Origin of the sequence: Streptococcus sp. 2022WUSS037 (assembly GCF_044427225.1) — a bacterium.
Taxonomy (GTDB): Bacteria; Bacillota; Bacilli; order Lactobacillales; family Streptococcaceae; genus Streptococcus.
This window is the reverse complement of the sequence record NZ_JAOTGJ010000005.1, coordinates 50607-73472: the sequence shown is the minus strand read 5'-3', so window position 1 is coordinate 73472 and position 22866 is coordinate 50607. Positions and strand designations below refer to the sequence as shown.

The window sequence follows — 22866 nt, the reverse complement described above, 5'->3', positions numbered from 1 at the left end:
CGGTGTTCTTTACAACAAAATTTTTGATTTCCTTTTGGTTGAAATTCTTTATTGCAAACAGGGCAAAATTTAGAGCTTGCTTGATAATATTTTTTTCGACATCGTTTGCTACAAAAAAGTTGTGGTCCGTAGACTTGGTATTTTTGCCTGCAGTAAAAACAAACTCCCCAAACAGCCATCACTCCACCTCCACAGGTTCATAGAACCCTGCATCCCACGCCCACTCGAAATCCTGTTTGATTTCGGATTCGGTGAGTTTGTATGATTCGGTTATATTTAACCAATCTTGCACCTCTAGAACAACTTTACCTTTATAATTTTTAGCTAATCTCGAATGACACTTAATAGGAGCATGCGGATTCGGTATCTCAACTGTATACAACCGCTCCTGCTCGACCTCGTAGCCGTCTAACCAAGCACGGGCGAAGGTTTCTTGGTTCTCATAAATCCATTCTTCCACGCCTGTTTCTGCATTGTTTACCCTTGTGTATCTCATAGCATTATCTAAATCTAGGTTACTTTGTTTGCAGTGTTCAATCCACGTTGCCACAAACTTCGGTATAACAACCTTCTGTTGTTCGTTAATCTGATTGATTATATTCTTCGTGAAACTTAAACCAACAACTAAATCAGTATCTTCAATGTTAAATGCTCTACTTTCTATCCTTTCAATCGCTTCCTGCTTATTCATCTGTTTCCTCCCTTTCTCGGTAGTTATACTCATTTATCAATTCAAGCAACACATGCGTGCCACCACCTTTTAAATATTCAACCTCTTCATCTGTCAAATCCTGCTCGCTCAACCATGCAGAGAAATCAACGACATTATCTACGTAGCACTCCCAATAATATCCCCAATCCCAATAATATGTGTCATGCGTAACCTGAGTTCCATCTGGAAATTCCAAAACGATGTACGGATCACTTGCCACACCGTAACTAAAACAAAGCTCACACGTTCCGAATTGTGTTTCTTCTGGGTTGCTACCAACATCAATTACCTTAATTCCTTTCATAGCGTCACCTCTTTCTATTTATTTTCTTGCTATCGCACGGGCTTTCTAGCCCCCTTGAGACCCGCCCTGAAGGGATTCCTTCAGGGCGGTTATGCTTTCCGCCTACTTCTCCTTGCTATTTGTGAGAAGATATAGTAGAATTAGAACCAGAATTAGTTGTTCCACGTTACCACCTCCTTTCGCATTGGAAAACCACGCTTGCGTGGTACAATGCAAAGAAAGGAGTGGGAACTGGAAGGTCACCAAATCATGGTGGCGGAAAGCGTAAGAATTTTCACTTACGCTTTTTTTGTGTTCGGATGCGCGTGCGATCCAATCTGTGCCTTCACTGCTTCCAGTAAGGCATTTTGTTTTTTCTCTTTGCCTTGCAAAATTCGTAAGACCTTCTCATCAACTGTACCTTCTGCCACAAGATGATGGATGATAACGGGCTCCGTTTGCCCCTGCCTATCAAGCCGTGCATTTGCTTGTTGATAGTATTCCAAGGACCATGTCAACCCAAACCAAACGATGATATGCCCACCTTTTTGCAAATTTAAGCCGTGCCCTGCTGACTGCGGATGGCAAAGCAAAATTGGGATTTTACCTTGATTCCACCTATCAACCGACGACAGTTCCTCAGCCTGTGGAAAGCGTTTCTTAATCCTCTCCAGATCATGCTGGTATTGATAGAACACCAGAATCGGCTGGCCTTGGCTATCCTCCACGATACTTTCTAGTGCATCCAGCTTATCGTCATGAATGGAAACTACGGCTTTTTCATCATCGTAGATAGCCCCATTAGCCATCTGTAATAACTTGTTGGCTAGCACCGCCGAATTTGCTGCAGTAATCTCCTTATCTTTGAACTCCAAGACCAAGTCAGCTTCTAGCCGTTTGTAGACTTTCATGTTGGACAGCTTGACAGGAACAATATTGTCTGTCCTAGGCGGAAGTTTCAAGTGGTCTTTGGCTTTCATACTGACGCAGATATCCCCTATCTTCTGATAGATGGCTTCTTCTGCACCAGGACGAATGACCCAGCTGTATACAATCGGACCGTTGTATTTGTCGGGGATGAAATATTTCTCTTTGTATCTTGTCTGGCTGACTTCTAACCGTTCGCCTCTATCCATCAGATAGATTTGTGGCCACAAGTCCACAAGGCTGTTTGGTGCAGGAGTTCCAGTCAGTCCTACGAAACGATCCATTTTTGGACGGACCTTTCGTAACGCCCTAAATCGTTTCGACTTACTGGACTTAAAGCTGGAAAGCTCATCCACCACCACGAAAGTAAAGGGCCAGTTTGTCTTGTAGTAGTCCACAAGCCAAACAACATTTTCGCGGTTAATCAGGTAGATATCCGCTTCTACCTCCAAAGCCCTGATTCGCTGCTTGGTTGTTCCTAAGACTTTTGAATAGGTCAACCCAAACTCCCATTTTTCGATTTCCGTCGACCACGTTTCTTCTGCAACCTTCTTAGGTGCGATAATCAAGATTTTATGATTCTCTCCAAACACATTTTTCAACTCATCAATTGCAGATAAGGTTGTTAAAGTTTTTCCAAGCCCCATGTCAAGCAGCAGTCCGCACGAAGGGTGTTCTACTATCCAGTCCCGTGCATATTCCTGATACTCATGTAACTTCATGCATTTCCTCCAGTGCTCTATCCACGGACTCGTACGAATCCACAACCCAGACTCTATGTCCTAGCCTTTCCAATTTTTTAAACATTGACAATTGGCTCGGTCTTGGTTTCTTCCCAGGGGCTTTGACTTCTACGAAAAATATCCCTTCAGACAACACAACAATCCTGTCAGGCACTCCTATCGTTCCTGGGCTCGTGAATTTTAAGCACAGCCCTGTGCATTTCTTTTTCAAATAATTTTCAATATCTTTTTCAGTTTTTAATTTTACCTCAAAATAATATCACTAATTAGGGTAACAAAATTTTTCAACTTATTTTTTCTTTTTATATATACGTGTGTCTTATATATGTCTTTTATATATATTATTTATTTTATTTATATTTAAGTTAATAGAAAAAAGTTGTTACTTTGTTACCAGCACCCCCTAAACCCTTGGTGTGACTGGGACGAGATAGGTAACGAAAAAGTAACAAAGTAACAAAAGATAAACTAAAACTCCTAAAATATCGCTAGAATGGTAACAAAGTAACAGAAATTTTGAACTCAGAAAATTTTTGTCAGTTGAAAAAAGTTGTTACTTTGTTACCCTTTTCTGTATGTAGTCCATTTTTGTTACCATTTTGTTACCTCTAAAAACCGTCATTTAGACAAAACCCTACCCATGAACGGACTGGTTTTTTGCCGATTTTTATTAGTTTATTTTCATAACCCAGCTCCACCAATCTCTGATTAAAGGAGTTCTTAGCCAACGGTTTGTATCCCGAATCTATGCAATATTGCTTGTAGGTCGGATAGACTTCTGAGACGGCTGACTTCTTATCAGGACCAATCTCGCATTCATCTTCAAGGAACATAGCAACAACATCGTTGCCTTTTTCCCACTTCTCGACGCTTTCTCGCATAGTTGCACTGATGCTAAAATCTCGTCTATTTAATGCCTGCCTAAGCCCTTCCATCGCCCTGTTGAAGATACCAGGTACCTCAGCCATAATCTGATCCAGCGGATACATCTTCTTGACTTCCTCGGTTAAAACCTTGTTCATCTCAAGAATCATCATCCGCCGTTTAAGCCCCCCGCTGAAATCTCGCATTGGCGGAAGCTCGTTCATGGCAAATGACAGCTTTGCATAGTTGTAGAACGTTATCGGCTCCTTGTTCTTCCTGTCTGCGTGGATGCTATCTTCACCAGTTAGCATCTTCAAGGTAGCCCCGTCTGCCAAATACTGAGGCTTTGCGTCAGTATCAAAGTTAGCTGTTTTCCGATAGAGCCCTATTTTCGCAAATCTCTCCTGCATAAGATACTGAAGCGTGACAGCTGAATAGTTATCCGCCCCAATCATAGCTCGGAGAATATTGATAATCGTTGACTTACCAGTTCCCCCAACACCCTGAACGAATAGCATCTTCTGAATTGTGTATTCGCGATAGAAATTGTAGCCGAACCACTCGAAGATAAAATCAACATTCTCAGCTCCAACCACCTCTTCGATAAAACCGATAAAGGTCGGACAATCAGCCCCGCGGTCATATTCGACAGGATGACTAGACCTAGCGTGTAAGGTCGGGTCGAACTGACCAACAAAGCTGTCGGTCTGTAAATCATACACACCATTCGCTAAGACAATCTTATTGACATCACTTTCCTCAAACGTTTCTTTGGAAAAGGCCAAGGCTTTAATAGCTGCCATCGTCTCATTGATGTGTCTGATTTTCGTGATTTTAACCAGTTTCTTAGTTGCGATGTAACTTCTGAGGTAGTCTTCCGCATTTGGAATCCAGATACCTTTTTCAGCCTCATAGCGTAAGAACTCCAGCCCATCATACCAAACAGGAACTTCTCTTAAAATCTGCTGAGCTAGAAGATAGCTGTTTACTTCAGCCTCTCCACGCTCATCAATTTCTAGCCAGCTCCTATCATCTTCTACAGGCAATTCCTCATCAAAGTCTCCGATAGCCTCTGACATCAAATCAGCTTTGATGTTTGGCAAGTCTGCCACCCACTCATTCATGGCCTTGCTAGAAGGAAGTTTGTTAGTCGGAGTGCCGTCTTTGGCATCTCCGTCCAAGTCCCCAAACTTATGAATTCTTACCAAGTCATAACTGTTAACCAGAGTATCTCCCACAGGGTCAGTCCCGTGGTGGCTATAGGCAAAGACATCGTCATATAACACAAGGCCATTTGCGGTAGAGCCCTCTATGTAGGTATATCGGTCAGGAGTTGACCCTTCGGCATAAACCTCTGGCAAGAACTCAGCAATAGCTTGCTTAATATCGTAGGTCCTACAGAATGCACCGACAAGCCCTTTCTTAGATAAGGGGTCGCCTTGCTTCTTAGCCTCTCTACTTCTTCGGACTGCATGAGTAGGACTTTCTGGCCAAAAGCTTGAATCCTTCCAGTCTGGAAAAGTAGCCAGAATGTCATCAACGCTAGCAAACTTCTCATCATTGACCTTAAAAACAAAGTCCGCATCTCTTGCATGACTAGACCAGTACATGAGTCGCACACCTTGATAGGTCGTGTCATCAAAGTTTTTCATGCCCAGCTGATTAGCTAAATAGCGAGCTACTGGCTCATATTCATCTGGCAACATCAACCTATCGGTCGGAATGATTATACGGTATTTGGGAGCTTTGGGGCTATGGCTATGTGTGCTATACAGCACATAACCGTAGTCAGCCAGCAGGTCCAATCTATCCAGAAAATCATCACTGGGACTATCTGCATCAAGGGCAACTAGTGAACGGCTTTGCACGTTCTCATTTTTGCGTCTTCCTTGCTTGAGCCAGCCGCCAACAAAGCCACCGACATCTTTCACACGTCCTTTCTCAGTACGTGACATCTTCTGGTAGTCCGAAAAAGTTTCCTGTGTCACAGTCGGATTGCCTAATCTTTCAATTAGCTCTTCCCATGTCAGAGTGATATTCTTCCACGACTTAGCTGTTCGTGATGCCCCCACAGACAAATGGAGTTCTTTTCGCGGGGCATGTCTAATTTTTGGTTGTTCCATTCATCAATCCTTCTTATAGTATTTGGTCACGTAGCCCTCACTGTTCAGCGGTAATCCGTCTGCCCAGTCAGGAGCCTGTGCCATTAGTTCATTTATAGTTTCAATCGTTGTATCTCTTGCCTCCACAATACACTCATCGTGTACGTGAAAGACAACTGGATATCCGTTCTTCTCTAATCGTATGATAGCCTCAGCTAAAATATCTCTTGCGGTTGCCTGTACAATGTTTTCGACCAGCTTTCCGCCATAGGTTTCCTGTTTTGTGAAGTAAGCCTTATCTCCCTGACCCTCGTAGGTTAACTTAGGTCCATAGTCCCCTTCTTCTAACTTCGCCCTAGCGTAAGCTAACTGCCTTCCGCTTGGGAGCTGGATCAGTAGAAAGCCTTTTGAATACTTAAATCGTAATCTACCGAGCTTTATCACCGCTCTAGTCCGAAGGGCTTTGATTGCAGCTGTCTGCACATCCTTCCAAAATTGGACGATACCAGGGTTAGCTCTTCGCCAGTCATCTACCAAGCTTTGAAGTTCTTCCTCAGCCACTCCCATCTCAAGAGCTCCCATCTGTTTAAGGGCCCCAGGACCACCTTGGTAACCCAAAGCGAGTTCAGCGATTTTTCCTTTCTGCCTCAGTTCCTTATCCACATCTTCTATCGGGATATGAAACATCTGACTAGCTGATGCCTCGTATATTTTTCCGTGGGTAGAGAATACTTCCAAACGCCACTGTTCCTTTGCATACCAAGCGATAACACGGGCTTCAATAGCAGAGAAGTCAGAAACATAAAACTCTTTATCTCCTTCTGCCACAAAAGCCGTGCGGACAAGCTGTTTCAACGTATCATTCAGACTGTCGTATAGAATTTCAACAGCGTCTATATCCCTAGCCTTGACATAGTTCCTAGCGTCATCTAGGTCCTTGAGATAGTTTCTAGCGAGGTTTTGGGCCTGCACCACTCGACCAGCCCAGCGACCAGTTCGGCTTGCGCCGTAGAACTGTAGTAACCCATGGACTCGACCATCTGAACACATGGCACGTTTCATGGCTTCGTATTTCTTTAGACTAGACATAGCTGTTTGTAGTTTCAGCTCTAAGACCCGCTTCAGCTCTCCGCTTGCGGTTTTAAGCTCTTTCTGCACATCTGCCTTGGTTAGACCATCAGCAGTGTATCCGTGAGTTTTTAACCACGGTAGAAGCTGGGCCCTACTGTTTGGATTGCCAAGACCTGTTGTGGACCTTAGCTCTTCAAAGAGCATGTCCATCTTGACATCCTTACAGTAGAGAGCCGACTCTACCAATTCCGTATCAAGTGCCACACCTCTATCATTAATACGCTGATCAGCTGTGTAGTAAGCCCATTCTCTATCAGCGACAGGCAGGACCGACAACCGTTCTGCAATCGCCATCTCAACGACAACGTCCTGCTTACAGTAGTCAATAAACATCTGCCATTTCTCTGGATCGTGTTCGGGTAGGTTCCTAGTTCTTCCGCCATTCGCCTTGGTAGGTTTACAGGGTACTGAGAAATACTTAATCAGATTCTTACCCGCTGTATCTTTTTCCTGGGCTAGATTGAGATAGCTGGCACATTTCTCAAGACTTGAAGGCAATCCCAACTCTTGAGCGTGTACCATCGTACACCGCCATTGGCTAGGGTCTAGGTAGTAGGGTGCATCAAAGTGCTTACTTAGACAGACTCTTTCAAACTGGGCGTTAAAAGCAGACTTACGCACATCATCAGAGAAGATAGCCTTTTTAATTTCTTCTGGCAGGTTTTGCCTTGTCAAGTCAATGCACTCAACAGGACCACCGTCCAGCGAATAGGCAAAGAGTAAGACCTCAAAATCGGGGGCGTCTACGTATTTGTAGACACCGTCCTTAATGTCATTTGAGGAATAAGTTTCAATATCTATGTTGAGATGTCTCATGTTCTACTTAACGCCTTCATCGCAACCCTAGCAGCATCTGTTTTAGCCCTCAACAGGTTGGCATCAATATCGGCCAGCAATAAATCTCGCATATAGTGATAAATTTCCCAATAAGCGTCTTGCTGTTCCTTGCGAAGACTTTCTAAATCAAGCGTAGAAGTATCAGGCATTTTCAAAATCTCTACTTCATACAAGCCTTTCTTGCAAGTATAGGCGATAAAACCTTTTCGCTTCATACGGTGCAGGGCAGTCTTCCCAGACCCCTTCGCCCACCCAAACTGTTTCTCAATATCTTCTGCTGAAACAGACGGATGTTCTGCTAAGTAGTCTACTAAATCAAATGCTTTCTTACTCATCAGCGTTTCCCCCTTTCCAATCTAATTCCAACTGTTCGCCCAACAAGGAAAATTCTAGAGCAAGCATCTATCAATGAAAAACCTTCGGACATGGCATGGCATAGATAGCAATATAAATCACGCTTTTCATTTGCCGAAAGGTTATGATGTATTGATAGAAAGTATTCTTCTTCGTAGTGTCCTTGATAGTCCAGTTGTTCGTAAATCTCTAATTCTTCCCGAATGGTCATAATAAAATACTCCTTTGAATTGAGAGTACACAAAAAGCGTACCTGTTGTTTTTTTGGGTTGCTGAAAACAGGTACGCTATGATATAATCAAAACGTGCCTATTTTCGTATGAATATGGGTGCGTTGTTCGCTCTAACGTGTTCGGTCGCCAAACTAAAGCACGTTAGGGCTATTTTTATTTGCCAAAAAATTCTTCGACCGCTTTTCTTACAACTTCCATTTTACCAATACCATTTTTTTCAGCGTATTCAGTAATGTTGTTGTGCATTGTTTCGGTCATTCGGACAACTAATTGTTTGTCCATTGGTTCAGAACCTTTGACAGGTCGCCCCATTTTTGCTGACATCACTCCTTGTCCTTACCAGCAAGCAAGAATAAAGTGAAGTAGATACCAATATCAGCAATACGGTCTACAAAATACCAAATATCTTCTCTGCCCTTGAAAAAAGCAAGCAGGACATTCAGCGTCGCTAACACTATCAGTGCGATAGCTATCTTTTGCAATAACTTCATTTGCTAGTCTCTTGGAGCTATGCTATAATCAGAGTAGACGAAACCGTCAGGGGCTTTCGCCCCTTGGCTTCGTTGTTGTTTTAGAACAGCTCTCTTAACAGTTTGATTATCTCAATGACCACAGTGATAATTGCGATAATATCTGTTAACGAGGGCTTTTTCCGTTCCTTCTTCTGACGTCGCATAGCTCCGTTTCCTTTCCGTTGGATTTGTTAGGTTATCTCAACCTTACATACTCATTATATACTTTTGCATTGCTTTTGTCAATAGTTTTGCAATGCATTTTTTATTTTTTTGAAAAAACTTTTTCCAACGCACCCATATTCAATTTTCAAAGGACTATATTTTACTTCTTACAAGATATCGTCGTCTTCGTCATCTTCCCACTCATCGAAGTCAGCATCCGCAGACGAACGACCTCCGAGGTAATCACCTTTTGCCAAGATTTGAACGTTATTCAGACCACAAGAGATACCCTTGTTTCCTGCGGTGTTGTAAGCATAAGCGTTCAAAGATACACGAGCGTATACCCCCGAGTAGACTTCATCGGCAGAGTCAACAGGGTTCTTATACTTGTCAATGATCTGTGGTTTCGTACGACTTGATACAGACATAAACATGTGCCCTGCATACTCTGGGTGTTCGTCCGTGTCCATCTCTTCATCACCATCACGAAGAGTAGTTTTCACTTTTTCCCACTTGATGCCCTTGAGCTTGTCATTTTTAGCCGCTTCATAGGCTGCCTTTTGAGCCTTCTTAATACGATTGATTGTTTCTGTATCTTCTTTCGGAATGAGAATCACAGTTGAGTATTTCGCTTCTTGTCCTTCGAATGCTTTTGCTTCCAAAAGAGCTACGTAGCTAAGGCGGACTTTACCTGTGATAATTTTTGTAGTTGCTGGTGTTACTGTCATAATTGTTTCTCCTATTCAAAATCTTTAATTGCTTGTTCTAAACTATTTAATGCTGGTCTCTTATCGCTCTCTGCGACAAGGACGGGTTTACCTTGAGGTTTATCAATCACCTCAGCTAGAAGCTCCGTGAAGAGCGATTTGCCAATGAGCTTCTCAAGTGCTCCCATGGCGAGCAGTTCTTTTGGTTTATAAATTTCATCGTCAAATCCGTTGTCATGTAGGATGTCTGCAGCTTTATCTTTATCCGTGATCATTCGATTGCTTCGACCTTCTACAAGCTTGTAGCCCAATACCTCTTTGCCATCTAGGGCTTGTTTGAGGGCGTAGGCCTCTACTGATTCAATCCATTTCTTGATGTCGCTAGCCTTATCCAGAATTTCTTTTAAGGCTTCATCAGACAGATAGACAGGCTCTTGGAAGTCGTGCTTATCAATAATCTCCCAGTTCTGCTGTGCCCACGGGACTAGCTTAGCGGCTACTGGCGACCACTTAATGATTTCAGCGTTCAGGTCCCAATCACCAATCCCAATCTCCGCCTGTGAGGCTCTTGGAAGTACGTAGTTGTCTGCCCAGTAAAGCAGTTCTTCGACGAAGATTTCTGTCGTACTGACAGAGTCTAAGCGTGGTTGGACAATGGTCATGACAATCTTGTCAAAATCATATACCATGTCATAAGTCGCATAAGCTCCTAAGGCGTACAGGCTCATCTGTGGATTGAGCTTGGCAGAAACAGGAACGCCCTTGCCATACTTCAAATCAATGATTTCAATTACACCGTCCGCTAAAATAACGACATCCGATGTACCAAAACCATTCGGCACCCAGTCCGAGAAATCAACTCGCTTCTCAAGCTCCATGTCAGCGTTCGGATAAGCGTTGAACCGCTCCATAACCAAATCTGTGTAGTATTCTGTCATCTCTTCCATCTCTTCATCGTAGAAGCTGGCAGTTTTCTTAAACTCTTTGACGAGCTTGTTATACTCACGTTTCTTGATTTTTCCAGACTTGTACTTGAGCTTGATTTCTGAAAGCTCATGGGCACTTGTTCCCTCTTGCGTATATACAGTGTCCCTGCTAGGCTCATCCGCTTCTAATCGTGGCAACATAGGGCAATGAAGCCACCTATGTGCACTCGATGCGGAAAGTAGTGCGTGATTTTCTACAGGCATTACAGTTCCCCCAATCGTTCATAGAAGCTAGCGTAATCCTCTTCAGCCACTTGTCCAACTTTAGAAACGCCAAACTCACCCAAAAGCTTTTTGATGGCACCAGATTTCTTTTCTTCCAACTTAGCCTTGGTCAGAGACTGGATTTCAGCAAGCGTAACTGAGGGCTTTGATTCAACCACTTCTTCTACCACTTCAGTCTGCTGGACGCTCTCAGCTTTTTCAGCGACTCGCTCTCCAGCAAGTGCCGCCTTCATACTTTCAAATACTTCTGCTAGGGAATTGCCCTTAAATGTTAATTCAATCATTCTTTTACTCCTATCTATGTTATAATTTGTTTGTAAGTGTGTGACGGTCTATCTCAGGCCGTCTTTTTTAATGCCTGCAATGTCATCACCTCCCTAAAAGTTTCCTTACATAATCTAAATCATTGGCAATCTCTGCCCGATAGTATGGGTTATCATGAACCCCTTTTACATATCGAGGATTATCAACGACCACCCAATCTCTAAGATTTTCCCAATCCGGATGTTCAATTAAGTCAAGATCATAATTAAGATATTCATTATCAATAATGTAGAGTTGATCTACTAGGTACTTTTCTGCACACTTCAACATCTCTTCCATTACTTCAACTCCGGAATGTATAATCTAATCTCTTTTGAAAATCTCAAAAGCGTTTCATCATCAATTGCCGATTTCGCACGGTCTTGTAGAATCTCAACCATAGCCCATGCGACCTGTTTAGCAGGAGTGTCTGTTGCTTTCTCAGGAAATTCATAAGCGTAGCTAATTTTTCCACCTTCATCCTTGAATAGGACACCTCTGTTGGTATCTCGCCAAACATAAGTTTTGACAGTGTCATAGTCAAGCCCCGTCTCCCTAGCACAGTCAGACATTGTCGACTGTGGGTGTTCAATAAAATACTTTCTTACCTCTTCTAACTTATTCATTACCTCACCATCCCACTATTCTTCATCACAATTGCCACAGAATCAACAATCGTTCTTAAAAATCGATTCTCTGTCTGTAAGTCATTTACCTTGTTTCGAAGTTGAATATATTCTTCAACACTGATTTCCATTGTTTCTTTCATTACATGAATCCTGCCTTTCTACGTTGTTCTTTCAGAAAGTTATATGCGTCCTTTTGACTATATCTGAATGTGTTGAGTTTATAAGTCAAATAAAACCCATATCCGATAGCTGTAAAAGCTACCATTGTCATGGCAATAAAGCCGATAATAAATAGTTCTGTCATAATAATCTCCAATTCTCCCGCATCCACGCCACAACTGCATCTCGTGGAAATCGCGGGTGCGAACCTTTCTTCTCAATTCGTGGAAAATCCTTTAAGTGTGACACTCTCTGGAATTCCGATTCGTTTATAATCCCTAGCAACTTCTTACATTGCTTACTGTTAAGCAGCAAAGGCATTGCTAGTTCTAGGTTAAATACCTCAAATACCTCTACCAGTCGAACCTTTAGCTGACTGATAAATCGTGATATGAGGCTTTCGGCAATGTCATCCATCTTGTCAAACCTCGCTTTCGTATGGTATAATTTATGCGAATAATTTTGTAATCCACTGTTCCCGCAGTGGCTTTTTTTCACCCATCCAGCTCCCCAAGACCTGCCAGGTCTTTTTGGTTAATAAAATAAAATTAGGAGGTATAAGGCATCAATCAACTGGTGTTGCCTGGCAAGCCCAAGGCAACTGGATGGGCTCCTCTCCGTGATATAATTGACATATCAACACGGAAAGGAGAATAGTATGGCAAAATTAACTATTGAGGACACTTCTAGAATTGCTAAAGAAACATTCAAAGACAGCATTCCTCATATCGAAGATAGCTTGAATGATATTCTGAAAGATTCCCCAATTGACAGAGAAATCAAACAAGCTATCCTAAACAGCGTCATTGCTGGACACAAGTTCAGCGTTGACACCACAGTCGCATTACTGGCTCAGCTAGTAAACGCTCTACAAGACTAGAATCACGAAGAAGTCTTGCTTTCAACTTAGGGTCTACCATCAACTTGGTAGGCTCTTTTTGTCTATACGGATACCGTTTTGGTCTCATGTCATTCCCCTTTCTATAGCAGAGCTGGTAAGTTTGTTCAGCCCTTTTCCTGCTTTTTAAATTCCTCTGTGCTGACACCCAATGCATCAGCGATTTTAACAACATTGCTAAACATCATGTCCTTCTTTCTTCCTGATTTCAACTCAGCTAGCATCGTATAATTGATACCTGCTTTCTTAGCTAAAGCATAAATAGTTAATCCTTTGCGATTGGCCAACTCTTCAATTTTTCCCCACACTTAAACAACCACTACATATAGTCTTATATCCGTCTTTAGACTGATATTTTTTCTATATATAGACCTTTCTATATATATTTGATACCATCTACCCATGACAATCAGGAAAATAAATCCAACTTTAACTACCAAATCAAGTGATTTTCTCCTGTGCGTCAAATATTAAAGAAAGGAGAATAATATGTCTGAACACTTAGTCACATTTCTGAAACACCGTACAATCATCACAGGTCAAGCAACAGTAGAATTTAGGTCTGAAATTGATTACACAATCGTTGCAGGCGAGGATGAAAACAGTATGGTTCAAGCAATAAATTTTTGTAAAAATGGTTTAGTAGTGCTTTCAAACTCTGAAACAAGAGAGTTATGGTCAAATCGTAAACCAATTCTAATTACAGAAAACGGTAAACAAGTTTTTACTTTTGAAACTGAATAACAGCCTGATTCAGAAGTACAGATAGCTTTCCGTTCTTGGAACTCAGAACTTGCTTATTAGCAGGTTCTTTTAATTTTTGTCTATACGGATACCGTTTCGGTCTCATGTCTTCCTCCTTCCTAGTTCGGTTGGTTTACGAAATTTTCGTATTTTTTACCTAAAAAAATATCATCAAATTTCACATTAAAGTAATCCATGTATTTTTTTAGAAGTTGATAGCCAATATCTGAGCTATCTTTTTCCAATCTCGCAATGGTCTGACTTGAGACTTCGAATTTTTCAGCAAGCTCAAGCTGTGTCAATCCTTTGTTAATTCGCATCGCTTCCAATGTCCATTGCAATACCCCTCACCCCTTTCTAAATTCATCCAGGCTGACATCCAAAGCGTCAGCGATTTTAACCATATTCCGAAATGAAATTCGCTCATTTCGGATATTTTGGATTGTATTTCTATGTATACCTGTCAATTTTGACAAGTCAATTATCGTCATCTGCCTTTTTTTCAGATGTATTTTTAACACTTCCCACATAAACTTCCTTTCTGTAATGCACAATATATAGAAATGAAATAAAATTGTAACACTACATATTGTGCATTTGTTGTATAATACTGATATGAATAACCCAACATCTTTTATTCATAAAATTTTGATAGAAAGGAGAAAGATATGGCGAAAAACCAACACGTCGTTCCGAATAAAAACGGTGGTTGGGATGTCAAAGGCGCTGGCAATAGTCGTGCAACCAAACACGTAGCCACGCAAGCAGAAGCCGCAAAGATTGCCCGTGACATCGCTAAGAACCAAGGTTCAGAACTGTTTATCCATCGTCCAAATGGACAAATACGTGAACGCAATTCATATGGTAACGACCCATACCCACCTAAAGGTTAATCATATTTTGGCGTTAGTCGAACTACATAGCCTTCAGCAGGAATCGCTTCCGTTAAAGTGATTTCTGCTATTTTTTTACCTTCTTCCGTCTCTACGACCAATGAGGTATATTTTTCGGCATTCAGGATTTCATTCACCTTCCCACCCCCCTTTCTAAATTTGGTATAATGTTTGTAAAAACGATTGGAGAAAAATATGAATAACTTAACTCTCGTAATCCCTCTAATTGCAGCTGGGATATCAGCTGTTGTCTCAATTACTTCCATCTTTATATCTAACTGGTTAGGTAGGAAAACTCAGTTAAAACAAGCTAACTATGAACACAAGAAAGAAATTTATCTCTCATTATACGTTCCGCTGTTAAAATGGTTTCACGCATCTAACTTTATGGAAAAAAGTTATTATTGGCAAGTCGCATTCCCTGCGTACACTCAGGGCGGAAGAGACCCTTTGTCAGATTTATTGATGGAAAATTTTGAGAAATTACCAGTGCGAGTTGCTATGTGTTATTCTGATTATACTCACAATTCAGTGACTGCTACTATGATGTATGTCGGCGAAGAGTATGATCGCGATTACGAACATTTCGCCCAAAGAGCGTCAGAACTCTACGAATACATCATACGAGAGCTATTGCAAGAAGGAGCCAAATTATCAAAAGAGCTAAACTTGCCAGACATATCATCAGCCACTTTGAAAAATTTTGATGAGGATATGAAAAACTATATCGGTCCCAGATACCTATCACTAGAAACGCATAGCAAACCCCTGAAAGTTCAAATAGAACCATTGCCAGAAGAAAGTTTGTAAAACTCACATTACTCTCCCCCTTTCCACCTTTATTTCTTCTTCCTCCACTTCACAATCTGCCGTATCACAAACGACAAAACCAACAAACCAGCTAACCAATAGATCATTGCATTCTTTGGCAAATGGTGGTATACTCAAATAAGAGGTTGGGGCTTTCGCCCCTAGCTCTTAATCTTTATTTTGTAAGTTCCGCTTGTGCTCAAGCACTTGTTTGTGCCATAAGCGAGCTTCTCTTACTAAGCCTAGGACTATTAGAACTGTGCCGAGTTCTTCTGGTTTTAGGCTTTTTAGTATGTCCACCATTTGCTGTTCCTCCTTGTTTTGATTCGGTTAATTCCTTAACCTTGACTTAATTATAATACGAAAATTTCGTATTGTCAACCCCAAATATCAAAAAAATAAGTTTTTTTCGTATTTTTGTTTGATAAGCTATCAAAAATGATATATAATACGGTTATAAAATGATAGAGAGGTAATTAATATGGATGAAAAAAAGCGAATGCAAATTATCGCTGAAAATATTACCTATTATAGAAAACAGCGTGGTATCACTCAAAAAGAACTTGCTAAAGAGGTCGGAATTACTCCTAGCACAATGACGGATTACATGAAATTAAGAAGTGCTCCGTCATTCGGAGTGATACAGAAATTAGCAGATTTTTTTGGTATTAAAAAATCAGATATTGATACAACATTTAAAGAAGAAAAATCCACAATCACTACTTCCATCCCCTTCCCCAACTTCGACCCACGGCAAGCCATTCTCTTGTCCAACTACTCCAAGCTCAACGACACACGCAAGAATAAGCTCCTAGCGACCTCTGAGACGCTTCTAGCCGAAGAGCAAGGGAAAAATCATTGACATCTCCGAAAAACGTGCAGAATACGACGCTAGAAAGCGTATCAGCTTATCCGTACCTGGTAAAGTATCCGCAGGTACAGGCTACTGGCAAGAGGATGACTATGACACTATGGTAGACTTCTACGCAGACGAAATCCCAGACAAAAGCAAGTATGACACCGTCGCAGTAGTCGTCGGACACTCCATGGAACCCAAAATCAAAAACGGCGACTTCCTCTTTATCAAATTAAAGGACCAAGTCGACCTAAACAAAATCGGCATCTTCCAAGTAGACGGAGAGAACTATGTCAAGAAACTAAAAAGCGACTGCCTAGAGTCCCTCAACCCAGACTACGACGACATCCAATTCACAGAAAACATGCGAACAATCGGCGAGGTTGTGGAGGTGTATAGGGAGAGGTAGAGAGGAGATTTTTATGAAAGAAAATCCATACTTTGAGAATGCCAAACAGAATTACATCAAAGTAGAAAAATTATACAAACTTGGCAAGGCAAAACACACCTCCACCAAATACCGCTTCCTAGCCCCTGCTGTCAAAAGACAATCAGAGCAGTATCTTTACGAGGCAGAAAATCCCAAAAGGAAATATTGGAAGTTTAATCGTGGTTCACTAGTCTTTGTTGAATTTGGAGTAAACGTTGGTGGAGAGTTGTCAAATAATCATTGGGCTATAGTACTTGATAAAACAGATTCACCGTACAAAAAGACATTGACAGTCATCCCAATCACTTCCAAAGAAAATGACAACACTGTTCCGTTACAAGAAATAATTGGTCAACAATCATTTAAGTACATAGACAAAGAATTTGCTAAACTAGAACAGAAGATAACTGAGGAAAACACTTCAAGTGAAGAGTTCCAAATCACTATTTCAAATCTAAAAGAAGTCATCGACTACTATGGTAAATACCTCAAGCAATCATTCGCAAAATGCGACAGCCTACAAACCATTAGCAAAGATAGGATACTCAAAAAGAACCCCTTAGACCCTGTAGGAAAGATAAAAGTATCACCAGAAACTCTTGACGCCATCAACGCAAAAGTTAAAGAATTGTATTTCTAACCAAAATACTTTACAAAAATCAAAAAAAAGTATAAAATATGACTGTATTAGAGGTAAAGCCTCATAAAGTTTACATTCGGGATTTAGTCCCATACCGTACGGCAGTCATGTTTTCATGGCTGCTTTTTTGCTATTTTACAAAAAAACAAAAAAATCCCCACACTCTCCGCCGACCAAAGCTTGAGTGTAGGGGAATTCCGTATAGTAAAAACCTGCTTTGCAGTAGGTCTCTTTACTATACCCATTTTATCAAATTAGAAAGGGTAAATCAATGGCATATTTTAGAAAAAGGGATAACGGATGGGAATACCGTATCTCATATAAAGCCCCAGACGGCTCATATAAGCAGAAATCTAAGTCAGGATATAGAACCAAGGCAGAGGCTGTTCAAGCAGCATCCCAAGCTGAAATTGAGCTGTCCAACGGCATTGTGGAAGATAAGAACATTACCCTTGCTGAATACTTTGAAAAATGGATGCTTGTCCACAAGAAGCCTCATGTCGGACCAGAAACATTTGGTAAATATGAATATACCCTTAAACTGATTACTATATACTTTCACGAAACGAAACTCTCGAAAATAAACGCTACTTCCTATCAAAACATTATAAACGAACTGGCAAAATGTTATGTGAAAGATAGTGTCAAAAGGTTCAATTCGCATATAAGGGCAGCAATTAAAGTTGCTATCCACCAGGGAATTTTAAAAAAAGATTTTACCGAAATTGTCAAGATTTTCTCCGATGTCGAATCCAAGAAAGAGGAGGATAAGTACCTGGAACTAGATGAATATGAACAATTAATCACAGATTATCGAAAGACAATTAAGTACCAGTCCCACTTCTTCCTGTACACTATCGGAAAAACCGGACTTCGTTTCTCGGAAGCAGCAGGCATTACAGAGCCTATCGTTGACCGCGAAAATATGTGTTTACGAATATACAGGACTTACAAAGTTTACGGAAAGAAGAAAGGTTGGGGACCTACTAAGAATCCTCAATCAGAACGAGATGTGCCATTTGACAGCGAGTGGCTGAAAGCATACGACGAGTACATGAAAGTTGGATATATAGATAATCCAGATAAAAGATTATTTATCAAATTGACGGGGACTGGAGAAAATAAAATTTTAAAGAAAAAGACACGTCAAACATTTAATGTCCACGGCTTGCGTCATACCTACGTTAGTTGGCTAATCTATCATGATGTGGACGTTGTGACCATTGCCAAGTTAGTAGGGCACAAAGATGCAACGGAGACATTGAAAACATATTCGCACTTATTCAAAGCTAAACAAGAACAATCGTTCGACAAAGTCAGAAATTTAATGGAAAAATTTGGGGCGAATTTGGGTCAAGAAAGTTAAAAACCCTTGTTTATCAAGGGTTTTTGTCGTGTTTTTATCTCCCCTGCAGGAATCGAACCTGCAACTAATTCTTAGGAGGAATTTGTTATATCCATTTAACTAAGGGAAGTCTGCCTCTCTATTGTAACCCAGAAGAGAGCAGATTGCAAGAGCAAGGTTATATAAGTTTTTTCAAATTTTTACAAAAAGCAGAACCTATTCTAAGATGAAAGACAATTGTTTTTATGTATTCCTCTCATGATAGTCTCTAAAAGAAGCGCTCCTAGAACATACTTCGAAAGTTTGTCGTTTTTATGCTTGATTCCTATTCCCCTTCCTTACGTCTCATTGAGACAGCCATTCCGAGTGAAACTAAGCCACCCAAGCTAATAAGAAGTGAGCCTAGGGCTTCTTGACCGGTATTTGGAAGTGTTTGATTCCCTGATGCTTTTTCAGTTTTCTTATTTGAAACAGGAGCCACACTTCCAGATGATGCCGGTTGCTCGTTTGCTTTCTGATTTGCTACACTACCGCCACCGTCGTTTGCTTTTTCAGGTGTTTTCGTATCGGTAGTTGTCCCAGCAGTATCTCCTTTTTCTTCTGCTTTTGGTTCTTCTACGTACTCCTCTACAAATGCTTTTCTACCTGTAATAGTTGCACTAATCGTTTGACCTGCTTTTTCTAAATCAGTCAAATACTCAACAAATACTTCTGTATCTGGATTGATGGCGCCAATCAGTTTAGCTTCTTTGAAAATCGAGAAACCATCCCCACCACCAAATAGGAAGTCATTGATGACAAGTGTATAGGTTTCTGTCGGAACAATCTCCGTTCCATCTTCTTTGAAGGCTTTAACAACCTTGTAAGGATTTTCTTCCGTTGGATTATCTGCTTTCGTGTAGATATATTTAACTCCAGACATTTGAAGGAAATATTTTTCGCCTTCATCGTATTGTTGATTTAAGGCTGTATAAATCTGTTCACCTGTCATTTGAACGACTTGTAGGATATTCCCAAATGGTTGAACAGCTTGTGCTGCTCCCCAAGTAACTGTTCCATCCTCTTGGACCTTCAAATCTGCCCGAATCCCGCCATTGTTGGTCATTGCAAAGTCAACATCATAACCTGATTTCTTAGCAATAGCTAATTGAGCCGATGTTACTAAATTACCCACAGCACTTTCTTTAAATTCATTTACCTCGCGAGAAATATCTGTCGCTTGACTAGCCGTACCAATTTTTTGCTCTGTTACTTTTTTAACGATGGTATTTGCTTCGTCTACAATCGCCTGAATTTCTGGACTTGGTGTTTTCTGCCCTGGTGCCACTGCAATAATTTTCGCAGTCGGAACTTCTTTAAAGTCGGCAATATCTGTATCATAAACAGCCCTAACATCTGCATAAGCCTTACCTTGTGAGGTAGCTTGTACAATCAAGGTTTTGCCTGTTGTACCGTTTGTATAGACATGGTTGTGACCAGCAAACACAAGGTCGACTGAGTGTTCAGGATAGATTTCATTTAGCTTAGCAATCATATCTGCAGCTTCGCCAGCAGCCACACCATCCTTGCTTGTAGCTGGGACGTGAGCCAGTACAACTATCGCATTTACACCTTTTTCAGCTAACTCACGCGCATATTTAGCAATCGTTTCTGCCTCATTCAAAAAAGTGTACTGCTCATAGTTTTTCTTCAAAACAAGATTAGGAATTTCTGTCGTAACTACACCAATAAAGCCAATATTTGCTTCTTTATCATTTACAGGAATAGTCTTAATAGCGTAGGGCTTCCAGCCATACGGAATTTCACCCGTCTCTTTGTCAATAACGTTGGCGATAACAATCTCCTGTTTAGCAGCTTCATGAGTATAATTATCTACAATCTCATTAAACTGGCCTTCTTTTGGAGCTTCACCAGTCATGATACGGTTATACTCATCAAGTCCCTCATCAAACTCATGGTTCCCCAAAGTACCATATTCAACATCCATTTTGTTAAAGACTTTTACAGTTGGTTCATCTTGTAAAAGTCCAGAATTCGATGGACTTGCACCAACCATATCTCCGGCTTGAACACGGATAGACTCTGCAGGTGTTTCTGTTTCTGCTGCTGTTTCTTCAAATTCTGCTTGCGAATCATCCATGTAAGCATCAAGCAAGGCTGCAGTTCCTGCATTCCGAACTGTTTCCCCCTCCAATCGCGCTGTCCCTGTCGTATCAAGCGCACCATGGAAATCATTAACTCCCATAATTTGGACAGCTAATTCATCTGCTAAAACAGCCTGTGTTGTAATGACACTAAAACCAGCTACAAGAGCTAGTACACTGCTTTTCAACCGAATATTCTTTTTCATAAGCAAAACAATGCTCCTTCTATTTTTTTCATATTGACATATCTATAATAATCCTTTTTTTACAGCTTTTCAATATTAAATCAGTCATTTATAACAAAAAATTATAAAAATATTCGTTTATTCTTACTTTTGCATCATTTTTCTGAAAATATCTTGTTATTTTTATCCATAATACGAAAAATCAGCCCTCTTCCCTTACACAATTCTCTCCAAAGTACTCTTCGCAACTAAAAAATCTCTTCCAAACGGAAGAGAACTGTTGTTATTTAGCTGCTTGATAAAGTTCATCAACCTTATTCCAGTTAATCACTTCAAAGAAGGCTTTGATGTAGTTTGGACGGACGTTACGGTAGTTGAGGTAATAAGCATGCTCCCAAACGTCCAATGCCAAGATTGGTTTCAAACCTTGCATGATTGGTGTGTCTTGGTTAGCAGTGGAGATAACTTCCAACTTGCCTTCTTTATTGACAACCAAGAAAGCCCAGCCTGAACCAAAACGAGTTGTTGCAGCTGTAGTGAAGGCTTCTTTGAAGGCATCAAATGAACCAAAAGTTGCATCGATATCAGCTGCTAATTCTGCTGAAATTTCTGTTTTTTCTGGTGAAAGCAACTCCCAGAAAAGAGCGTGGTTGAGGTGACCACCACCATTGTTGATAAGGGCTTGGCGGATATCAGCTGGAATGCTCTCTACATCTGACAAAAGAGCTACCAAGTCTTCACCGATTTCAGGGTGTTTTTCAAGGGCAGCATTTGCATTTGCAACATAAGTCGCATGGTGCTTGTCATGGTGCAAGGTCATTGTTTCTGCATCAATATGTGGTTCCAAAGCATCGTAAGCGTATGGAAGGTCTGGTAAAATAATTGCCATTTATTTGTTCTCCTATACTAATTGATATACCTATTGTACTCCAATGTGAGAGCCTTTTCAATTTTTTTGTCTGATAATCACGATGTTGCAATTTTTAACAAGGCAAGATCAAATAAGTAATCCTTATCAAACTGACCGGTCTTGATGTGGTAATCCGTTTCAATCAACAAGCGAACTACCTTTTTCAAAAATCCAATGGATAGGTAGCGGGAATCTCGAAGGGCAAATTTAATTTGGAATGGATTGACCTTCCGTCCCATGATTTCTGACAATTCTGCCACCATCTGTTGCTCACTTTTGCCCTGTTCTTGAAGAATTTGAACCTGCAAATAAGTCCGAAATTGGGTCAGCATAATGGCGATTAGTTTGATTTCGTCTTCTCCCTGTAATCGTAAGTCACGAACCAGCTGACGGGCCTCATCCATTTTGGACTGGAGAACCATCTGTGTCAGGTCAAAAATATTGTCTTGCAAGGTCTTAGGAATGGCAGCGTCAATGTCTGCCATCGTAATCAATTTTTGTCCCTTATAGGACTGTAAAAAAGCTAGGTTTTTACTGATTTCGGCAAAGTCAAAATTAGATTTTCCAAGGAGGTATTGAAAAACATCTCCCCCCATATTTAGACCTAGGCGACCAATTTCCTTCTGGAAAAACTGGCGCAAATCGGCTTCTTTCAGAGGACTAGTTTCCAAAATCAGACCATCTCGCTTGAGGAGTTTGACCAAGCGTCGTTTGCTATCTAACTTCCCTGGGGCTAGGATAATCAATCGTGTCGTGTCAACTGGATTTTCCAAATAAGCCTCAAATTGCTTGAGCTCGTCATCCGTCAAATGCCGCTTCTTATCCGTCGTCAAGTCAGCAAAATAATCAAGAATGACAACTTTTTCATCTGAAAAAAATGGAAGAGAAACCAAATCCAAATCCACCTGACTATAATCCGCCTCTGACATATCAAAATAGGCAAAACCAAGGTCTGCAGGATCGAAATCGATTTGTCGCAACAATAAATCTTTTGCAATCTGATATTGGCCGACATCTTCACCGCATAAAACAGTCAAGGGGCCTAATTTCTCTTTTTTTAATGTCTCAATCTGTCCAATAACTAACATGTATACCTCATATTCTGTTTTCATTTTACCACAAAAACGATGAGGCTGGCA

At 40.9% G+C, this 22866-nt stretch carries 30 protein-coding genes, 1 tRNA gene and 1 pseudogene; 7 read left to right on the top strand and 25 right to left on the bottom strand.

Annotated features, from left to right (window positions below):
• Window positions 1–178 precede the first annotated feature (178 nt).
• From ODU55_RS03785 to ODU55_RS03705, 17 genes are all read right to left on the bottom strand, one after another.
• On the bottom strand, window positions 179–691 hold the full coding sequence (locus tag ODU55_RS03785) for a DUF1642 domain-containing protein (protein ID WP_398581923.1): 513 nt from the start codon (window positions 689–691) through the stop codon (window positions 179–181).
• Window positions 684–1016, bottom strand: coding sequence for a hypothetical protein (locus tag ODU55_RS03780; protein ID WP_398581922.1), 333 nt, complete (start codon window positions 1014–1016; stop codon window positions 684–686). Before ODU55_RS03780 ends, ODU55_RS03785 begins: the two co-directional genes overlap by 8 nt.
• Before the next feature lie 278 nt (window positions 1017–1294).
• Window positions 1295–2644, bottom strand: a complete 1350-nt coding sequence (locus tag ODU55_RS03775) for an SNF2-related protein (protein WP_398581921.1) — start codon at window positions 2642–2644, stop codon at window positions 1295–1297.
• On the bottom strand, window positions 2631–2888 hold the full coding sequence (locus tag ODU55_RS03770; protein ID WP_398581948.1) for a VRR-NUC domain-containing protein: 258 nt from the start codon (window positions 2886–2888) through the stop codon (window positions 2631–2633). Before ODU55_RS03770 ends, ODU55_RS03775 begins: the two co-directional genes overlap by 14 nt.
• Window positions 2889–3273: 385 nt before the next feature.
• Window positions 3274–5652, bottom strand: coding sequence for a phage/plasmid primase, P4 family (locus ODU55_RS03765; RefSeq protein WP_398581920.1), 2379 nt, complete (start codon window positions 5650–5652; stop codon window positions 3274–3276).
• A 3-nt stretch (window positions 5653–5655) separates the two neighbouring features.
• Window positions 5656–7578, bottom strand: coding sequence for a DNA polymerase (locus ODU55_RS03760; RefSeq protein ID WP_398581919.1), 1923 nt, complete (start codon window positions 7576–7578; stop codon window positions 5656–5658).
• Entirely contained in the window at window positions 7575–7934 is a 360-nt protein-coding gene (locus tag ODU55_RS03755; RefSeq protein WP_398581918.1) for a hypothetical protein, read from the bottom strand. The genes ODU55_RS03760 and ODU55_RS03755 overlap by 4 nt, the downstream gene beginning before the upstream one ends.
• The gene (locus ODU55_RS03750) at window positions 7934–8164 is read right to left on the bottom strand and encodes a hypothetical protein (RefSeq protein WP_398581917.1); all 231 of its coding nucleotides are present in this window, start codon (window positions 8162–8164) and stop codon (window positions 7934–7936) included. Before ODU55_RS03750 ends, ODU55_RS03755 begins: the two co-directional genes overlap by 1 nt.
• Window positions 8165–8339: 175 nt before the next feature.
• Window positions 8340–8510 carry a CopG family transcriptional regulator gene (locus ODU55_RS03745; RefSeq protein ID WP_398581916.1) on the bottom strand — a complete coding sequence of 57 codons (171 nt, stop codon included), beginning with the start codon at window positions 8508–8510 and terminating at the stop codon, window positions 8340–8342.
• Window positions 8510–8677 carry a hypothetical protein gene (locus ODU55_RS03740; RefSeq protein WP_398581915.1) on the bottom strand — a complete coding sequence of 56 codons (168 nt, stop codon included), beginning with the start codon at window positions 8675–8677 and terminating at the stop codon, window positions 8510–8512. The genes ODU55_RS03745 and ODU55_RS03740 overlap by 1 nt, the downstream gene beginning before the upstream one ends.
• Before the next feature lie 353 nt (window positions 8678–9030).
• A complete protein-coding gene (locus ODU55_RS03735; RefSeq protein WP_024390779.1) occupies window positions 9031–9591 on the bottom strand; it encodes a DUF2815 family protein in 561 nt (186 codons plus the stop codon).
• Window positions 9592–9602: 11 nt separating this feature from the next.
• Window positions 9603–10760 (bottom strand): DUF2800 domain-containing protein, encoded by a 1158-nt coding sequence (locus ODU55_RS03730; protein ID WP_398581914.1) that lies wholly within the window; start codon window positions 10758–10760, stop codon window positions 9603–9605.
• Entirely contained in the window at window positions 10760–11065 is a 306-nt protein-coding gene (locus ODU55_RS03725) for a hypothetical protein (RefSeq protein ID WP_398581913.1), read from the bottom strand. The genes ODU55_RS03730 and ODU55_RS03725 overlap by 1 nt, the downstream gene beginning before the upstream one ends.
• 85 nt (window positions 11066–11150) lie before the next feature.
• On the bottom strand, window positions 11151–11384 hold the full coding sequence (locus ODU55_RS03720; protein ID WP_398581912.1) for a hypothetical protein: 234 nt from the start codon (window positions 11382–11384) through the stop codon (window positions 11151–11153).
• On the bottom strand, window positions 11384–11710 hold the full coding sequence (locus ODU55_RS03715) for a hypothetical protein (RefSeq protein WP_398581911.1): 327 nt from the start codon (window positions 11708–11710) through the stop codon (window positions 11384–11386). The genes ODU55_RS03720 and ODU55_RS03715 overlap by 1 nt, the downstream gene beginning before the upstream one ends.
• Entirely contained in the window at window positions 11710–11853 is a 144-nt protein-coding gene (locus ODU55_RS03710; protein ID WP_398581910.1) for a hypothetical protein, read from the bottom strand. The genes ODU55_RS03715 and ODU55_RS03710 overlap by 1 nt, the downstream gene beginning before the upstream one ends.
• On the bottom strand, window positions 11853–12017 hold the full coding sequence (locus tag ODU55_RS03705) for a hypothetical protein (RefSeq protein ID WP_153308834.1): 165 nt from the start codon (window positions 12015–12017) through the stop codon (window positions 11853–11855). The genes ODU55_RS03710 and ODU55_RS03705 overlap by 1 nt, the downstream gene beginning before the upstream one ends.
• Before the next feature lie 513 nt (window positions 12018–12530).
• Here ODU55_RS03705 and ODU55_RS03700 point away from each other — a divergent pair.
• Window positions 12531–12752 (top strand): hypothetical protein, encoded by a 222-nt coding sequence (locus ODU55_RS03700; RefSeq protein ID WP_029188631.1) that lies wholly within the window; start codon window positions 12531–12533, stop codon window positions 12750–12752.
• Window positions 12753–12877: 125 nt separating this feature from the next.
• Here the strand turns inward: ODU55_RS03700 and ODU55_RS03695 are convergent, their stop codons facing one another.
• A complete protein-coding gene (locus ODU55_RS03695) occupies window positions 12878–13078 on the bottom strand; it encodes a helix-turn-helix transcriptional regulator (RefSeq protein ID WP_029188632.1) in 201 nt (66 codons plus the stop codon).
• A 181-nt stretch (window positions 13079–13259) separates the two neighbouring features.
• Here ODU55_RS03695 and ODU55_RS03690 point away from each other — a divergent pair, with 181 nt between their 5' ends.
• The gene (locus tag ODU55_RS03690) at window positions 13260–13514 is read left to right on the top strand and encodes a hypothetical protein (protein WP_029188633.1); all 255 of its coding nucleotides are present in this window, start codon (window positions 13260–13262) and stop codon (window positions 13512–13514) included.
• A 119-nt stretch (window positions 13515–13633) separates the two neighbouring features.
• Here ODU55_RS03690 and ODU55_RS03685 read toward each other — a convergent pair whose 3' ends face one another.
• Together ODU55_RS03685 and ODU55_RS03680 are read right to left on the bottom strand one after the other, a co-directional pair.
• Window positions 13634–13855, bottom strand: coding sequence for a helix-turn-helix transcriptional regulator (locus ODU55_RS03685; protein WP_029188634.1), 222 nt, complete (start codon window positions 13853–13855; stop codon window positions 13634–13636).
• Window positions 13856–13861: 6 nt separating this feature from the next.
• A complete protein-coding gene (locus ODU55_RS03680; RefSeq protein ID WP_029188635.1) occupies window positions 13862–14044 on the bottom strand; it encodes a helix-turn-helix domain-containing protein in 183 nt (60 codons plus the stop codon).
• A gap of 138 nt (window positions 14045–14182) precedes the next feature.
• Between ODU55_RS03680 and ODU55_RS03675 the strand changes: the two genes are divergently transcribed.
• Window positions 14183–14407 (top strand): DUF2188 domain-containing protein, encoded by a 225-nt coding sequence (locus ODU55_RS03675; RefSeq protein WP_029188636.1) that lies wholly within the window; start codon window positions 14183–14185, stop codon window positions 14405–14407.
• Here ODU55_RS03675 and ODU55_RS03670 read toward each other — a convergent pair.
• A complete protein-coding gene (locus ODU55_RS03670) occupies window positions 14404–14544 on the bottom strand; it encodes a hypothetical protein (RefSeq protein ID WP_100881860.1) in 141 nt (46 codons plus the stop codon). The genes ODU55_RS03675 and ODU55_RS03670 overlap by 4 nt on opposite strands.
• A 58-nt stretch (window positions 14545–14602) precedes the next feature.
• On the opposite strand from ODU55_RS03670, the gene ODU55_RS03665 reads away from it, so the two are divergent.
• From ODU55_RS03665 to ODU55_RS03650, 4 genes and pseudogenes are all read left to right on the top strand, one after another.
• Window positions 14603–15217 carry a hypothetical protein gene (locus tag ODU55_RS03665; RefSeq protein WP_029188637.1) on the top strand — a complete coding sequence of 205 codons (615 nt, stop codon included), beginning with the start codon at window positions 14603–14605 and terminating at the stop codon, window positions 15215–15217.
• 481 nt (window positions 15218–15698) lie between these two features.
• A pseudogene (locus ODU55_RS03660) lies at window positions 15699–16482 on the top strand (XRE family transcriptional regulator).
• Between the two features lie 13 nt (window positions 16483–16495).
• The gene (locus ODU55_RS03655; RefSeq protein WP_398581909.1) at window positions 16496–17143 is read left to right on the top strand and encodes a type II toxin-antitoxin system PemK/MazF family toxin; all 648 of its coding nucleotides are present in this window, start codon (window positions 16496–16498) and stop codon (window positions 17141–17143) included.
• 271 nt (window positions 17144–17414) lie between these two features.
• Complete coding sequence (locus ODU55_RS03650) at window positions 17415–18509, top strand: tyrosine-type recombinase/integrase (protein ID WP_398581908.1); 1095 nt, start codon at window positions 17415–17417, stop codon at window positions 18507–18509.
• 37 nt (window positions 18510–18546) lie between these two features.
• On the opposite strand, the gene ODU55_RS03645 is transcribed toward ODU55_RS03650, so the two are convergent.
• The 4 genes from ODU55_RS03645 to holA all read right to left on the bottom strand — a co-directional run bounded on the left by ODU55_RS03645 (window position 18547) and on the right by holA (window position 22815).
• Window positions 18547–18618, bottom strand: a tRNA-Arg gene (locus tag ODU55_RS03645).
• A gap of 195 nt (window positions 18619–18813) precedes the next feature.
• Window positions 18814–20838 carry a bifunctional metallophosphatase/5'-nucleotidase gene (locus tag ODU55_RS03640; protein ID WP_398581907.1) on the bottom strand — a complete coding sequence of 675 codons (2025 nt, stop codon included), beginning with the start codon at window positions 20836–20838 and terminating at the stop codon, window positions 18814–18816.
• Window positions 20839–21100: 262 nt separating this feature from the next.
• Window positions 21101–21706: a superoxide dismutase SodA gene (gene sodA, locus ODU55_RS03635; RefSeq protein ID WP_099870896.1), complete on the bottom strand. Its 606-nt coding sequence runs from the start codon at window positions 21704–21706 to the stop codon at window positions 21101–21103.
• Window positions 21707–21783: 77 nt separating this feature from the next.
• The gene (gene holA / locus ODU55_RS03630; RefSeq protein ID WP_398581906.1) at window positions 21784–22815 is read right to left on the bottom strand and encodes a DNA polymerase III subunit delta; all 1032 of its coding nucleotides are present in this window, start codon (window positions 22813–22815) and stop codon (window positions 21784–21786) included.
• Between the last annotated feature and the right edge of the window lie 51 nt (window positions 22816–22866).